The following is a 14,367-nucleotide window of genomic DNA, read 5'->3' as shown; positions in this document are numbered from 1 at the left end:
ATATAAGACATTATACCTCTACTCGAACAAAAAGTCGAGGATTACATATACTGATGTATAGCATATATAACCCTCGATAAAATCAGATCGATTTATACTTTTAAAAATCATTCATGAAACAACCCTGAGTATTCACAAAAAATATTTGTATTTAACAATAAAAAGGTGATATACTAAAAAACTGTGCTAATAAACAGTTGTTTGTATATACCTCCCTGGTGGTTGGAACACCGGGGCGGTTTTTAATTTATTGAAGGTTAAAGTCGATAGTAACTGGATCACCTATGGTTTCAAAGTTTTCATCCGTAGGGGCATCCACATGTAAAGTCAGAGTAGTCAGATCTTCTGCTTTTGAGTTTTTCAAAATGTAGATCATATTTCCAGAATTTTTGACTTTTCCGAGCATTTCTCCATCAATGTACTCAGACAAGAATCCATCGCTGTCCACTTGTTCTTTAGTATTTGTTGTAAGGGTCGCCTGTCCGAGATAGAAAGATACAGTTGCATCTGTCGTATTTTCGATCGAAGCATTAAATGCTACAAGTGCGACCTCTTTATCTTTTTCTATGCCAAGCATTTCGGCCATCTCATCTGTAGTAGCAGTCAGTTTTGATACCTGCAGCCCTTCGATGGTGTAGATTACTGGACCAGTCTGTCCGGTTTGGTTTAACTCTTTTTCTGTAACAACTGGTTCCTTTCGCATTCCGTTTTCTTCTACGATTTCACCTGTATTACTGTCATCGGCCGAAGCTTCTTCCTGGGCCTCATCCTCTGTCGATTCCTGTGAAGAATCTGTGGCAGTAACTTCTTTTTGAGATTCGACTTTTTTCCCGTTATCTCCGCAGGCCCACAATCCGCAAGCCATTACTCCGGCCAACATCATTGCAACAATTTTCTTTTTCATTTTCATTCCTCGCTTTCCCCTCACATTGAGTAAACCCATTTATATAAGCGCCGTAGCGGTTATATATAAAAAAGAAGAATGTTATTGCTTTTTACTCATTTAACATATCGTAAAAAACATTTTCTGGTATTATTTCTATATCCTGACCAGATAATTTTAGTTTTTCAGCTTTCTTCTGTTTGTTACTCTTTCCATCTTTAATTGAAGAGCAAAAATCATTGTTTCCTAATATTAGATAATTTGTTTTTTTAGTAACTGAATCAGCAACACTACCACCTATGTTTACAACAATCTGCATAGCTTCACGGCGTAACATTTTTTCAAGAGAACCAGTGAATACGCATACTTTACCATAGAATGGACTATCAGGATTTTCTTCAAGTGATGTAGAGGTTATATCACCAGCGTGAAGGTATGTGCGTTTTCTATAAGTCTGCTTGGGGATAAGTTCATCAATTGAAGAATAAGTGTTAGTTATTTCGTCACGCATAGAAGCAAAACATTTAAAAGCCGCATGACAGTCAGAGAGGGATCTATGTGCAGTTTCATTTATAACACCATAACGTGAACAAAGATCAGTAAGTCGATGATGTGATTGTTCTTTGTGGAGGAGACGTGAAAGTCTCATAGTATCAATAAAATCATTTGAAAATATAGAGTTAAGAGATTTAGACATATTGTCATAGATAAAATTGACATCATAATTTGCATTGTGAGCAACTACAATATCAGATCCAACAAAAGTGCTAAATTTTTTAAAAACCTCAGTAATAGTTGGTGCGGATTTTAGCATGTCATTAGTAATACCTGTTAATTCAGTTATAAAGTCATCGACAGGAAACAACGGTTGAACCAAGGAAGAAAATTCATCCACTATTTCAAAATTTCTACATTTGAGAGCGGCAATTTCTATTATTTCATTCCATTGAGGAGACCATCCTGTTGTTTCTACATCAATTACCGTAAAATCCTTTGGTAATGCGATTAAACTATTTCCTTTGTATTCTCTATCCATATTTTCCTCACTTTCCCCTTACATTTAGAAAACCCATTTATATAAACGCAAAAGCAGTTATATCTAAAATTTTGCTCTTAATTCCACAACTCGTCCTAAGATACGGACAGGTTTTGTTTCTATTTCTTTTTTGTTAAAATACATCGGATCATATGCTGGATTGGTTGATATTAGAGCAATACCATCATCGTATTTTTTCAGTTTTTTACATGTGGCATCATCACCATTAACCATAGCGATAACAATATCATCGCTTTCAGCATCGTTCTGTTTCCGGACAATGACAACATCACCATCAGAAAACTTTGGTTCCATACTGTCGCCATGTATTTGCAATCCAAAGAATTCACCCGTCTTGGCCATTTCTTCAGAAATTTCTTCTGTATCTATCACATCCTCAATTGCTTCGATCGGAATGCCGGCGGCGACACGGCCAAGGACGTTGATAATAATTCCTTTACTGGATTTGGGTTTAAGAGGTTCCCAACCCATAAGAAATGCTGGAGTAACATTTCCAATTTTGGCAGCAGCTTCAATTTTATCGGATGGAATGTTTGTTATTATGTTATTTTCATATTTATACAGTGTTTGTTTTGAAACATTAATTTTGTCTGCAAACTCTACTTGGCTCATTTCAAGAGAAATCCTCAAAGATTTAATACGTTCGCCAACAGTCAATTATCTCAACCTCCTTTTGTATCAAATATTGAAGTAACTTAATCATAGCACAAAAATGTTATCATATCAACAAAAAATATCTTGGCAGGTTACGAAACAGTGCTATACTAAAAGTAACTTTAAAAGATACGGAGGTGGAAAAGTGATAAAAACAAATGAGCTTCGTGGAGTAATAGCGAAAAACGGGTATTCTCAAAAAGAAGTAGCCAAAATGATTGGTATTGCTCCTAAAACATTTTACCTAAAGATGAAAGAAGGAGTGTTTGGAAGTGATGAGATTCAGATTATGATTGATAAATTAAATATTGAAGATCCTATGAATATTTTTTTTGCTAAAGAGTAACTTAAAAGGATACTCTTGTTTAAAGAAGGTGTAAAACAAAATGACAGAAACAGACAAATTGAATATCGTTTGCTTTGTAATACTTATCGTAATTTCTATTATATGTCTTGTTATTGCAAAAAAAATGAAACTCCCGTGTTGGAAGTTTCAGATTGTATGGATCTTGTTTATGGATTTAATTGGGGTTTTTCTTTTAATATATCGCTTAAACTCCTAACGATCAGAGGATAGAGATTTTGTGCAATATCCCATTTATATGCAATAACAGCATTGTAGAATGTATCCAGTTCATCCCAAAAGTCAGTGGGAAGATACTGATATATGCAGTGATGTACCGAACAGAAATCCTTGATGGATTCTTCGTCTAAAAACGATAGGCAACGGCCGGCTTTCTCGAAGAATGTATTTATTGCTTTGAAACGATTCTGTTCGTAATTATCCAGAGCGGCTTGTTTAATATCAAGTTCCCGAAGTTTTAATTGATGTTTGTTTGTGATGAGTGCAGTAATTATAGGACCTGCAATTGTTCCGGTCACGGAGATGACAAGTGCTATCCATGCGGCAGTAGCATTCCAATCTATAGGCTGTATTTAAATCACGTCCTTTCTATTTTAGGGATAGTATAACAGATTTACAAGGAGGTGTGAAGTGAATAGATATCAAATGATAGAAGTAGTAAAAGAGTTATTGGAAGTGTTAAATAGGAAAAAAATTACTCCGAATGAGGCCCGTAGTATTGGAGAAATATTCAAAGAAAGTATAGAAGAGTGCAATAAACGCGGAGTACAGGACTATATGAGTACAGGAGAATTTCATGGGGATCCACCAAAAGCATGAAAGAATCCCCTGAAAAATCATGAATGTAAAACAGCCTTTATGGAATCAGGGAGTAGCAAATCTGAAATCTCCATAATTGTAGCAATAGATTTCAGACCAGTTTTGTCGCAGATATCATGAATCTTATTCCAGGTATCTTCAGGACGAATAGAATCAAGAAATTGGTGTCCCTGATATGTGAGACGTGTTACTGCAATGGAATAAATATTTCCAGAGACATAATTAATGCTTGCTTTTATAAAATTGGCCTCATTTAAGATTACTATCGTGTAAGCAATTTGTGGTTGAGAATACTTAAGCATTTTGGATGATTGAGAAATTTCTTCTAAGCTTTGTGGAATAAATTCCAAATTATCATTTAAAACGAGCCAGTCTTCCAATGTTAATAGTGTATCTCGAATACAATTCAGATCAAGTTTCAAAGTAATACTCCTTTCATAATTTGATAATCAAATTATAACAAAGACAAAAGTAATGGTAAAGATAAGGGGGTGAGAACGTGTATATACAGGAAGCTGCAGAAAAAGCAGTTAGAGAAAATAAAATGATGTTTCGAAAAAATGGAATGCAGATATACGGAAAAATCATAATCGGAATACTTCCGACAGACTCATATGCCACATGCCTTATTGCAAAGTTAAAAGAGGGTAAGGTTGTAGATATAATGTGTCACTGGAATCCAACGAGTAATGATCTGATGGCAGATGATTGGGAATTGGTGGACCGACCACCCCAGAAAGAGTGGCCGGAAGATAAACTAAATCGATTTGAAATATTCAATACATAAAGGGAGTAAGACGATATCGTATATCTGCATACTCAATACTCGGCATGGCGGTGCCTGTATTTCAAGTATAGAAGATGCAGAAGGAAAAGACAAGGAAAGAACAGGTGTGAAGAAACACGGACAATCAGGAGTGCATAGAGTTTAAAGAGGTGATGATATGGATATGGAAAAAATCATTGAAGTATTGATCAGCCTTCTTGAAGAACAGGAGGGTGTAGAAATTAAGTACGAAGTCGAGAAAACCGCGTAAAGCGGTGAAACAGATGGACAAGCAACAAGGAGAGTGATCAGAATGACGTTAAAAGAGATGAACAGATACCTGAGCCTGGTCAACAGGCTGATGTGGATCATGGATCATTCTGGAGTCAGCTGGAAACCGGAATATGCTGAGGAAGCGGAGCAGATCCGGAAGGAATTAAAAGAGCTTAGGCCGATCATAGAAGAGGCCCGTAGAGCAAAAGGAGGTGAGGAAACATGCACAGGAGAAAATTAAGAAAATACGCAATCCTAAAAGACATTTTCGGACTGCTTGGTGGCACGGCGCTACTGGTTCTGATCGCAACAACAGGCGGATACTGCAACGGATCCATGACGTTCGCCATGTTCGCGCTGTGGACAGTAATCTCCGGAGAAGCAATGGCAATCTGCTATATGGCGTACCGCTGTGTCCAGTGCCGGGAGCACAGGTATCTCCGGATCCGGGAACTGAAAAAAAGAAAGCAGCAGGAAATGAAAAAGAGTGCATAGGGACGGCAATCCACATATGCACTCACAAAAATAACCAACTTTATTATGACAGATTTAAAGAGAAAAATCAAATTAGAAAAAAAGAAGCCCGAAGAGCCGATTCTCTGGGTCATCAGGTATGACAATGGAGACATCGGGTGCCTGTATGCCGCAAGAGAAGCAGAGAAGAAGGGAAGTGATTACGTCATTGTTTGAAGAGAAAAACCATCCATATCGTATTTATGATTTCCCGAATGAAAAAGCATGGCTTTCGGGGAGAATGAACGGGATCGGTGGAAGCGATGCAAGTGCTGTTGTGGGAATGAATCCATATAAAAGTAATATCGATCTATTTGAAGAGAAGATCGGGCGGCGGATCCCAGAAGATATTTCGGATAAGCCCTGCGTGATTTACGGCAAACTTGCAGAAGAGCCCATCCGGCAGCTGTTCAAGTTGGATTATCCGGAATATCAAGTAGAACACCATGAATTTCGGATTCTACAGAATATCCAGTATCCATTCATGCAGGCATCCCTGGATGGTGAGCTGACTGATCAGACAGGCCGAAAAGGTATCCTGGAAATTAAGACAACCAATATCCTTCAGTCGATGCAGCGGGAGAAATGGAATGACCGGATTCCGGATAACTACTATATACAGATTCTACATTACCTGCTTGTGACAGGTTATGAGTTTGTAGTGCTCTGTGCTCATCTGAATACGGATTGGGGTGGAGAAAAACGCACAACAGCAAAGCACTATTTTATCGAGCGGGCTGAAGTGCAGGAAGATCTGGAAATGTTACTTCGGGAAGAAGAGAAATTTTGGAAGTATGTGGAGAGCGGGAGAAAACCGCCGTTGATACTTCCGGAGATATAGGAGGAAACGATGGAATTAAAAATTGTGAGCCCTCAGGAGGGTGGATTTGTAAAGGAAATCAAGTGGAACAACGAGGAATTAAAGGCAGAAATCGCCGAAAAGATGCAGGAATACAAGAGCCTGGTATTTACGGAAGAGACGATGAAGGATGCAAAGGCGGATCGTGCAAAGCTGAACAAGCTGAAAACTGCGTTTGAGGATGAACGGAAAAGAATTAAAAAGCTCTGCATGGAACCGTATGAGACATTCGAAAAGCAGGTTAAAGAAGTGATCGCTTTGATTGAGGAACCGATCCGGCTGATTGACCAGCAGATCAAGGAAGTTGAGGAGCGAAAAAAGCTGGAGAAAAAGGGACAGATTTTGGAATATTACGAAGAACATATTGGAGCGCTGAAAGGAGTCCTGCCATTCGAGAAGCTTTTTAAACAGGAATACCTGAATGCAAGTAAATCCATGAAGAGCATTACGGAGGAGATGTCAGGAGCTATTCAGCGGGTCAATAACGATCTGGATACGATTGAAGGATTTGGAAGCAAATATGAACTTCAGATTAAAGATGTTTATCTGAGAACCCTGGATCTTTCCTCAGCAATGCAGGAAAAAGCAAGGCTTGAAGAGGTAGAACGGCGCCTAGCGGAGAAAAAAGAGGAAGAACGAAAGGCACAGGAAATTGCTGCAAAGGCAGCAGCATCGAAACAGAGCGAGGAGCGTTCTGAATCTGAGAAGATAGAGGAAACGAGAGCTGCAGAACAGAAGGTAGAAGAAAAGGAACCGCAGACAAGTCCGGAGCCGCAGCTGTTTCAGATGGACTTCCGGATCTGGGGAACCAGAGAGCAGATCATGGGTCTGCGGCAGTATCTGATTGATCACAATATTAGATTTGGAAAGGTGGAATAGGAAATGGCAGTACAGAACAGTCTGGCAGGCAGACATCAAAAAATGGGCTTAACCGCATATTTAACACAGGATGCGGTTAAGAAACAGATCAACAGCGTAGTTGGAGGAAAAAACGGGACAAGATTCATTTCCAGTATTGTATCCGCAGTGCAGACGACACCGGCACTTCAGGAGTGTACCAATCCGAGTATCTTGTCAGCAGCGCTTCTTGGAGAGGCATTGAACCTGTCCCCTTCCCCACATCTGGGGCAGTTCTATATGGTGCCTTTTGATAACAAGAAGAAGGGAGTAAAAGAAGCTCAGTTTCAGCTTGGGTATAAAGGATACATCCAGCTTGCAGAGCGGTCCGGATATTACAAAAAACTGAATGTACTGGCTATTAAGGAAGGAGAACTGCTTCGTTACGATCCTCTGAATGAGGAAATTGAAGTGGAACTGATTGAAGATGACATTTTAAGGGAAGAAACACCGGCAATGGGATATTATGCCATGTTTGAATATGAGAATGGTTTCCGGAAGGCAATGTACTGGTCAAAAAAGAAGATGCTGGCTCATGCTGAGAAATACTCTCCGGCCTTCAGTAGAAACGGCGGAGGAAAATCTCTGGAACTTCTGGAACAGGGTAAGATCCCGGAAAAAGAGCTTTGGAAATATTCGTCTTTCTGGTTTAAGGATTTTGACGGCATGGCAATGAAAACCATGCTCCGTCAGTTGATCAGCAAGTGGGGCATTATGAGTATTGATCTTCAGACTGCTGTGACTAAAGACATGGCCGTGATCCATGAAGACGGCAGCGCAGAGTATGTAGAAAATGACATGGAAGATCAGCCGGAAGTAGTAGCAGAGCAGGAGCTCAAGGAAGCACCGAAGCAGACAAAAGAACCGGATCGGACGTCAGAAGAGCCAGACGGGCAGATGAGTATGGAGGAAGCGTTCTTCGCTGAATCATAAATTTTTGAGTTAAAGAAAGGAGAGCAAGACAATGAAACACATTAACATCGAACAGTTCTCAAACGGAGAACTGACACAGCAGATTAACCGGGAGTTGGAGGCTGTTGCAAGAAATATTGCTGATCCGAATACGGACGCAAAGGCTACAAGAAAAATTACAGTATCTATTGTTATGAAGCCGAATGAAAAAAGAGACTTTATTACAACCAGCATTACAACAAAATCTACCCTGGCTCCTACCCTTGGAGCAGTAACAGCATTGTGTGTAGGGAAAGATTTAAAGACTGGAGATGTGGATGTGGCCGAAGTCGGAAATCAGATTCCTGGTCAGATGTCAATTCAGGATGTAGAAGCATCCAGAGCAGAAATGGATGAAGTAGACGGGAAAACAGTGAATTTGGAAACCGGAGAGATTGTGGAAACAGATGGAAAAGTAGTGGATTTAAGAGCAGCAAGAGAAGCATAAGGAGGTAAATGTTGATGTTTGAAGGATTAAAAGAAGCATTACAGTATGTGAATGAACTGAAAGAAGCAAGTATGCAGCCGATTGTGACAGAAATTGCAGGGAAAACCTACTGCGATAAGAATCTCAGACGGTATGGAGAAGAGGATCTGGCGGAGCCGATCCACGTGAATACTCTGTCAGCAATGGTGGACTACATTACCGGAAAGAAGGAAGAACTTCGGGAAAACATGATCTTACATATTACCAGCCCGAAAGAGGTCAGGCTTTACTCCGGACTGTTGGAGGAACGCAGGAGGGAAACGCTCTTTGTATGCAATGCTATTGTGAATGAATTTCAGTTTGACAAGTACTACGATCAGGAGCGTTTTCTGATCGAGCTCCAAGCCAATTTTGCAGTCAATGACGATCTGCAGACCATTATGCAGGTGGCTGGAAATATTCAGGCCGGTACGACTGCATCCTACTCAGATGATGGAGTTTCTCAGAAGACTACGATTAAAACAGGGGTGCAGCGCGTAGATGTGCAGGTTCCAAATCCGGTAAAGCTGATCCCGTATCGTACTTTTGGCGAGGTAGAGCAGCCATCCAGCTTATACGTTTTCCGTGTCCGTGATGACGGAAATGGGGCTCCAGCGTTTAAATTGGTAGAAGCAGATAATGGACTCTGGAAACATGCAGCTATGCTGAAAATTAAAGATTACTTTGAATATGAACTTGCGGATGTAATGAAAGAAAGAAATATCACAATCATCGCTTAAACCCAGGCATCTCCAAAGGGATGAATATATATCACACGTAACTTGATGACAATGCATTCCGCCCGTCTTATTTACTCAGCTGGCGGGCGGAGAAAGGAGCAATATGAAACGAGTGTATTTTACGGTTCCCGGAAAACCACAGGGCAAGGCGAGAGCAAGGACATTTTATAATGCGGCTGTTGGAAAGCATGTGTCAACGACTCCGGATAACACAGTATTATATGAGAATCTGATCAAAGACCGATATTTGCAGCAGGCAGGCGGAATTTATCTTGAAAGGGGGATCCCGGTTTCCATCCGGATTGTGGCAAAATTCCTTCCGCCTAAAAGTATATCTAAGAAAAAGCATGCTGAAATGCTGTGCGGCTCACTCAAGCCGCTGAAAAAGCCAGATGTGGATAATATCGTAAAGGTCGTATCGGATGCCTTAAATGGCGTTGCTTATCACGATGATACGCAGATTGTAAGCGTTTCAGCGAAAAAAGTTTATGCGGCCTCAGAAGGGCTCGATGTCATTGTGGAGGAATATAACGGATAAGGAAAGAAGGTGCAGAAGCATTGGCAAGACCGAAAAAGAGCGGCCTGTCTTACTTTTCTTTGGATACAGATTTTTTTGAGGATCATAAGATCAAAATTTTAAAAGCCCGATATGGGAATGATGGAATGGTCTTATACATCTACCTGCTGTGTGGGATCTACAAGCAGGGCTTTTACATGCAGGTAGATGAAGATTTTGAATATATTTTATCGGACGATCTTGGAATGGATCAGAATAAGGCGAAGCAGGTCTTGAACTTCTTGCTGTCACGGTCACTGTTTGATAACACACTTTTTCAGTCGGACAAGGTCTTGACCTCTGCCGGGATACAGAGGAGATTCCAACTTGCTGTAAAAGAGAGAGCAAGGAAGAATCCCATAAATGTAGGAAGGTACTGGCTTTTAAGTAAAGAAGAAACAGAACCTTTTATTAAGTGTACCCTTTTTGACAGTTATTCCGGAAATGCTTATGGTTATTCCGGGAAAAACGAACAAAATTCCACGGGAAAATCCCTAAAGAAAAGTAAAGTAAATTATATATATGATATTACGTTCCCACCAGAGCTGGAAAGAGCCTTAGATCTATATTTCCTTGTTCGTGAACAGAATTATGGTCCGATCTCTGATATCCAGAAGCAGTCTTTAATTGATGAGCTGAAGAGCATAGGATCAAACACAACGGAGCTGATCGCAATCGTCAAGAAGGCGACGTCTGGAGGATACAAGACCTTTTATCCGACAAAAGGAAAGCAATCTGGTAACGGTAAAAAGGCAGCGTCAAAAACCAGATTCAGCAACTTTGAAGAACGTGACTACAATATGAACGATTTGGAGAGACAGCTGCTGGAGAAAGGATAGGTGTAAACGAATGAAAATAAAAATCAGCAGGGATAAGCTGCAAAAGATTTTGATTGATAATCAGGACTCAATGATTGGCTTGTCGAAAAAGCTAGGAAAGAATGATGGATATATCTCTCAGGTATTTACAAGATACGGTGGAGAGATCGAAGACACGATCGCAAACCTGATCTGCCTGTTATACGACATCCAATTGGACGAAATCAAGCCGGATCTTGTCCATAAAAATGACACGCAGAAAGCATTTGCGATTTTACGAGAAGAAAACAAAAAGAACACGGAAAAAAATATGGCACTGCAAGAGGACATCATGCATCTTCTGGAAAAAATCCTTACAAAAATAAATGCCAATACATTGCAGATCGAACGGATTAAGCAGGCGGCAATCGTTTCGCACACCGATCCAGTCCATGAAGCCAAGGTCTTTTTGAAAGCCATGCTAGAAAACGGGAGAATGAATGCCATGACGATCCAGACAAAAGCGGAGATGGCAGGAATCACTCTTGCGAATCTTACAAAAGCAAAACAAGAATTGGGCGTACAAACAGACATGACTGGAAGTGGCAGAAATCAAAAGGTGTTTTGGTATTTGTAAATCAGATCGGAAGGAGAAAGCATGAGCTGGGTAGATAAAGCGCATAAGAAATACCAGGTTGAGAAGTTAGTAAAAGAGGTGCTGCGGAATCCAGAATACAAAAAAATGCAGCAGCAGGAAGATTTAAAATGCTTCTCGTGCATGGCGCTGATCTCAGTAGATTTTATGATGCGAAAGCACAATTACGGAAAGAAGAGAATCAAAGAGTATGTAGACTTTCTGGAAAAGTGCATGGGATACGTCATGGAAGATGAAGAATACTTTAAGCTGCTGAATGAGGAGACTGAAAGAGACACTGGAATCAATGTACTGGATCAGCTTGGAATACAGGTGAAATGATTTGAAAGAAAGGAGCCAGCCTCCGGCCGGGGCAAGGGTATACCGGGCTTCTTGAGAAAAATGGCAAAGAAAGAAGTTTATAGAAGTAGAGTTTATACAGAGAGACCAGACTATGCAGATTTTGATGCACCGGCAAAATTTACAGCTATTCAAAGCATTATTGCGAAACATTTATACGCACATCCGAACGCTATATGTTCGTATTCTGGTGGATCAGACAGCGATATCATGGTGCATTTGATTGAGAGAACAAGAAAGTTATTTGGTTTCCCGCCGATTAAGTATGTATTTTTTAATACCGGACTGGAAATGAAAGCGATAAAAGACCATGTGAAATATACATCCGAAAAGTATGGAATAGAAATTGAAGAGGTCAGACCGAAAATCGGGATTGTACAAGCGAGCAGAAAATATGGGATCCCGTTTGTTTCTAAAATAATGTCGGCTGGACTTGAGGGATGGCAGAAAAAAGGAATTCCTCTTTCCATAGCTGAAGAGTACGAAAATGCAGAGGATAAAGCCGCAAAGCGAAAAGAACTGAAAGAACGCTATCCTGGCTGTGAGACAACAATAAACTTTTTGTGCTGCTGTAACTCGGCAGGGGAACCGAGGCCGAATATTCAGCTTGTAATTAATTCATCAAAATATATGAGGGACTTTATCGGAGAATATCCTCCGGACTTTAAAATCAGTGCAAGGTGTTGCGATTATTGCAAAAAGCAGGTTGCTCATAGAGTTCAGAAAGATTATGACATGATAATTACAGGGGAAAGGCGAGATGAAGGCGGAATGAGATCGGTTCCAAGGAAGGATAGTTCTGCTATGTGCTTTACGGAAACGTCTGACGGAAAGTACAGACTGCGCCCGTTGTATTATGTGAGTGATTCAGATAAGCAATGGTATAAAGAATTCTACGGAATTAAGTACTCGGATGCTTATGAAGTTTATGGACTGACAAGAACAGGATGCTGTGGCTGTCCGATATCCTATAAAGCTGTTGAGGATTTGAAGAAGATCAGGCCCTATGAGCCAAATGTCGTAAAAGCGGCATGGAACATCTTCGGAAAAAGCTACGAATACCGGAAGAAGTACAATGAATACAAGGAAGAGCGTAAACGGAAAGAGGAAGAAGAAAAAGAGATAGACGGTCAAATGTCCATCTATGACTTTCCAGAGATGATGCCGTAAGGAGAAGTGCACATTGAGAATTGAATATTGATGGTTGGAGTGATATAATATTTCCACTACAAAAGAAGAGGTGAAATAAAAATGCCAAACTATATTTGGGCTTTAATTGTAGCGAAATCAGTCCAGGAAAGTAAAGTATTTATTAGCGGAATGAATGCAAAAGATTGGTTTACGATATTAATTCCGGCTTCAGTAACGTTACTTGGTTTTGTTATCACATATTTTTCTTTAAGAAAAAGTTTTAAAGATGAGATTAGAAAGCAGAAGTCCAATATCGCTTTGGAAAAAATGTCAACTGTACCATTTGAAACTCTTGAGCTGTATGAGACAATGCTGGCACCAGTGAAAATTCAGAAGCAGATTGATGAGATCGAAAAAAAGAAAGGATTATCAAGAATTGATCGTGAAAATATTACAAAATTGAATCAGCAGAAAATAGAAGCTCAACAATCTTCGATGGATAAGATGACAAAATTGTTAAATACAATTTACGCATATGGAAGTGTAAATGCAATTAAAATTGTAGCGTCAATGCAAAAGTTAAATTATAGTTTAAAGCCGGATTCTACTGACGAAGAAAGATGGATTATAATGGCTCATATGATTTTACTTTCATCCCAGGTAAAAAAGGATGTGACAAATATTACTGTAAATCCTCAAAAATGGTTTGAAATGAAAATTACTGATTATGAAACAAATAGAGAAATCTTTGATCCGGTAGTTAACAAAGTGGTTAAAGAGTTAGGATTAGATGAAAAATTTAAAATATTATAAACGATGCCAACCATCAATATTCGGTGGTTGGTTTTTTATTGCCCAAAAACAGTGGAATATTATGCATGATTGCGACTTTACGATTTCATACACGTCCGGAAAGCACATCGTGAAGCGAACAAAACAAACGAAAGGAGATACGCATGGAGAGATTAACGATACCTGATGAAAAAATAGAAGGCGGAGTGAGAAGAACTGTAATAGATTTGAGGGAAGTGAAAAAGAATGCTATGACAATTTATTGGGCCTTGAAAAAATATGAGGACACCGGCCTCGATCCGGATCAGATCGTGGAGCTGAAAGAGCGGGATACGGCGAAAGCGCCGGAGCCTGCGCCGCTTGGTATGGAAGGAATGGTGTGTCCGACTTGTGGATGCAAGGCAGTTCCGTGGGCGAAATTTTGCGATGAGTGTGGACAGAGATTTGTGGAGGACTGACATGCAGGAATTAGAGAAAATTTTGGAAGAGATAGATCAGGAAAAGTTAAAGCATTGGGATTCATCGGAACGACTTGAAACAGATAAACTTATTGGATGGTGTTTTGACAGATGCATAGAGATCATCCGCAAGCACATGAATGGCGGTTGGATTCCGAGCAAGAAGCATTTGCCGAAGCCACAGAACAAACCAGAAGATCATTATCCTGAGTGGAGGGCGAAATTCCTGAACAAGTTTGATAGGAGGGAGTGAGTAGATAACAAATGAAAGTAAGTAGGTAATCATCCGTACCTTGACAAAACAAAAAATCCCCCGGCACTTACCAGGGGAAAATCTGTCTCTTACTTTTTAAGTTTGCTGTGACAATCAGCTGGCAGGCTGGTGGACCAGGGAAGC

General features: G+C 40.0%; 23 protein-coding genes. 18 read left to right on the top strand and 5 right to left on the bottom strand.

Going from position 1 to position 14,367, the window contains the following annotated elements:
• Nucleotides 1–247: 247 nt before the first annotated feature.
• From Selli1_RS16970 to Selli1_RS16960, 3 genes are all read right to left on the bottom strand, one after another.
• Entirely contained in the window at nucleotides 248–910 is a 663-nt protein-coding gene (locus Selli1_RS16970; RefSeq protein ID WP_281874200.1) for a hypothetical protein, read from the bottom strand.
• An 85-nt stretch (nucleotides 911–995) separates the two neighbouring features.
• Nucleotides 996–1,919 carry an exonuclease domain-containing protein gene (locus tag Selli1_RS16965; protein WP_281874198.1) on the bottom strand — a complete coding sequence of 308 codons (924 nt, stop codon included), beginning with the start codon at nucleotides 1,917–1,919 and terminating at the stop codon, nucleotides 996–998.
• Between the two features lie 63 nt (nucleotides 1,920–1,982).
• Entirely contained in the window at nucleotides 1,983–2,597 is a 615-nt protein-coding gene (locus Selli1_RS16960; protein ID WP_281874196.1) for a LexA family protein, read from the bottom strand.
• 142 nt (nucleotides 2,598–2,739) lie between these two features.
• Here Selli1_RS16960 and Selli1_RS16955 point away from each other — a divergent pair, with 142 nt between their 5' ends.
• Complete coding sequence (locus tag Selli1_RS16955) at nucleotides 2,740–2,940, top strand: helix-turn-helix domain-containing protein (protein WP_281874194.1); 201 nt, start codon at nucleotides 2,740–2,742, stop codon at nucleotides 2,938–2,940.
• 167 nt (nucleotides 2,941–3,107) lie between these two features.
• Here the strand turns inward: Selli1_RS16955 and Selli1_RS16950 are convergent, their stop codons facing one another.
• Entirely contained in the window at nucleotides 3,108–3,476 is a 369-nt protein-coding gene (locus tag Selli1_RS16950) for a hypothetical protein (RefSeq protein WP_281874191.1), read from the bottom strand.
• Nucleotides 3,477–3,588: 112 nt separating this feature from the next.
• On the opposite strand from Selli1_RS16950, the gene Selli1_RS16945 reads away from it, so the two are divergent.
• A complete protein-coding gene (locus tag Selli1_RS16945; RefSeq protein WP_281874189.1) occupies nucleotides 3,589–3,777 on the top strand; it encodes a hypothetical protein in 189 nt (62 codons plus the stop codon).
• A gap of 17 nt (nucleotides 3,778–3,794) precedes the next feature.
• Here the strand turns inward: Selli1_RS16945 and Selli1_RS16940 are convergent, their stop codons facing one another.
• On the bottom strand, nucleotides 3,795–4,199 hold the full coding sequence (locus Selli1_RS16940) for a DUF2513 domain-containing protein (protein ID WP_281874187.1): 405 nt from the start codon (nucleotides 4,197–4,199) through the stop codon (nucleotides 3,795–3,797).
• Between the two features lie 77 nt (nucleotides 4,200–4,276).
• Here Selli1_RS16940 and Selli1_RS16935 point away from each other — a divergent pair, with 77 nt between their 5' ends.
• From Selli1_RS16935 to Selli1_RS16860, 16 genes are all read left to right on the top strand, one after another.
• Nucleotides 4,277–4,564, top strand: a complete 288-nt coding sequence (locus tag Selli1_RS16935; protein WP_281874185.1) for a Thoeris anti-defense Tad2 family protein — start codon at nucleotides 4,277–4,279, stop codon at nucleotides 4,562–4,564.
• Nucleotides 4,565–4,856: 292 nt separating this feature from the next.
• Entirely contained in the window at nucleotides 4,857–5,057 is a 201-nt protein-coding gene (locus Selli1_RS16930; RefSeq protein WP_281874183.1) for a hypothetical protein, read from the top strand.
• Entirely contained in the window at nucleotides 5,039–5,311 is a 273-nt protein-coding gene (locus Selli1_RS16925) for a hypothetical protein (protein ID WP_281874180.1), read from the top strand. Before Selli1_RS16930 ends, Selli1_RS16925 begins: the two co-directional genes overlap by 19 nt.
• 145 nt (nucleotides 5,312–5,456) lie before the next feature.
• Nucleotides 5,457–6,170: a YqaJ viral recombinase family protein gene (locus Selli1_RS16920; protein WP_281874178.1), complete on the top strand. Its 714-nt coding sequence runs from the start codon at nucleotides 5,457–5,459 to the stop codon at nucleotides 6,168–6,170.
• Nucleotides 6,171–6,179: 9 nt separating this feature from the next.
• Complete coding sequence (locus tag Selli1_RS16915; protein WP_281874176.1) at nucleotides 6,180–7,067, top strand: DUF1351 domain-containing protein; 888 nt, start codon at nucleotides 6,180–6,182, stop codon at nucleotides 7,065–7,067.
• Nucleotides 7,068–7,070: 3 nt separating this feature from the next.
• Complete coding sequence (locus Selli1_RS16910) at nucleotides 7,071–8,018, top strand: phage-derived integrase/recombinase RecT (RefSeq protein ID WP_281874174.1); 948 nt, start codon at nucleotides 7,071–7,073, stop codon at nucleotides 8,016–8,018.
• A 31-nt stretch (nucleotides 8,019–8,049) separates the two neighbouring features.
• Nucleotides 8,050–8,484 carry a hypothetical protein gene (locus tag Selli1_RS16905; RefSeq protein ID WP_281874172.1) on the top strand — a complete coding sequence of 145 codons (435 nt, stop codon included), beginning with the start codon at nucleotides 8,050–8,052 and terminating at the stop codon, nucleotides 8,482–8,484.
• Nucleotides 8,485–8,498: 14 nt separating this feature from the next.
• A complete protein-coding gene (locus Selli1_RS16900; protein WP_281874170.1) occupies nucleotides 8,499–9,242 on the top strand; it encodes a hypothetical protein in 744 nt (247 codons plus the stop codon).
• A gap of 103 nt (nucleotides 9,243–9,345) precedes the next feature.
• Nucleotides 9,346–9,780, top strand: coding sequence for a RusA family crossover junction endodeoxyribonuclease (locus Selli1_RS16895; RefSeq protein ID WP_281874169.1), 435 nt, complete (start codon nucleotides 9,346–9,348; stop codon nucleotides 9,778–9,780).
• 20 nt (nucleotides 9,781–9,800) lie between these two features.
• The gene (locus Selli1_RS16890; RefSeq protein ID WP_281874168.1) at nucleotides 9,801–10,637 is read left to right on the top strand and encodes a DUF4373 domain-containing protein; all 837 of its coding nucleotides are present in this window, start codon (nucleotides 9,801–9,803) and stop codon (nucleotides 10,635–10,637) included.
• A 10-nt stretch (nucleotides 10,638–10,647) separates the two neighbouring features.
• Complete coding sequence (locus Selli1_RS16885) at nucleotides 10,648–11,232, top strand: hypothetical protein (RefSeq protein WP_281874167.1); 585 nt, start codon at nucleotides 10,648–10,650, stop codon at nucleotides 11,230–11,232.
• Nucleotides 11,233–11,253: 21 nt separating this feature from the next.
• Nucleotides 11,254–11,571, top strand: a complete 318-nt coding sequence (locus Selli1_RS16880) for a hypothetical protein (RefSeq protein WP_281874165.1) — start codon at nucleotides 11,254–11,256, stop codon at nucleotides 11,569–11,571.
• Nucleotides 11,572–11,631: 60 nt separating this feature from the next.
• Nucleotides 11,632–12,759, top strand: a complete 1,128-nt coding sequence (locus Selli1_RS16875; RefSeq protein ID WP_281874163.1) for a phosphoadenosine phosphosulfate reductase domain-containing protein — start codon at nucleotides 11,632–11,634, stop codon at nucleotides 12,757–12,759.
• An 81-nt stretch (nucleotides 12,760–12,840) separates the two neighbouring features.
• A complete protein-coding gene (locus Selli1_RS16870; RefSeq protein ID WP_281874160.1) occupies nucleotides 12,841–13,533 on the top strand; it encodes a hypothetical protein in 693 nt (230 codons plus the stop codon).
• Between the two features lie 143 nt (nucleotides 13,534–13,676).
• Nucleotides 13,677–13,970 carry a hypothetical protein gene (locus Selli1_RS16865; protein ID WP_281874157.1) on the top strand — a complete coding sequence of 98 codons (294 nt, stop codon included), beginning with the start codon at nucleotides 13,677–13,679 and terminating at the stop codon, nucleotides 13,968–13,970.
• A 1-nt stretch (nucleotide 13,971) separates the two neighbouring features.
• Nucleotides 13,972–14,223: a hypothetical protein gene (locus Selli1_RS16860; RefSeq protein ID WP_281874155.1), complete on the top strand. Its 252-nt coding sequence runs from the start codon at nucleotides 13,972–13,974 to the stop codon at nucleotides 14,221–14,223.
• The last annotated feature ends 144 nt before the right edge of the window (nucleotides 14,224–14,367 follow it).

Source organism: Sellimonas catena, assembly GCF_027924685.1.
Classification (GTDB): Bacteria; Bacillota; Clostridia; order Lachnospirales; family Lachnospiraceae; genus Sellimonas; species Sellimonas catena.
The sequence above is the reverse complement of the archived record's forward strand: the minus strand, read 5'-3'. Positions and strand labels throughout refer to the sequence as shown.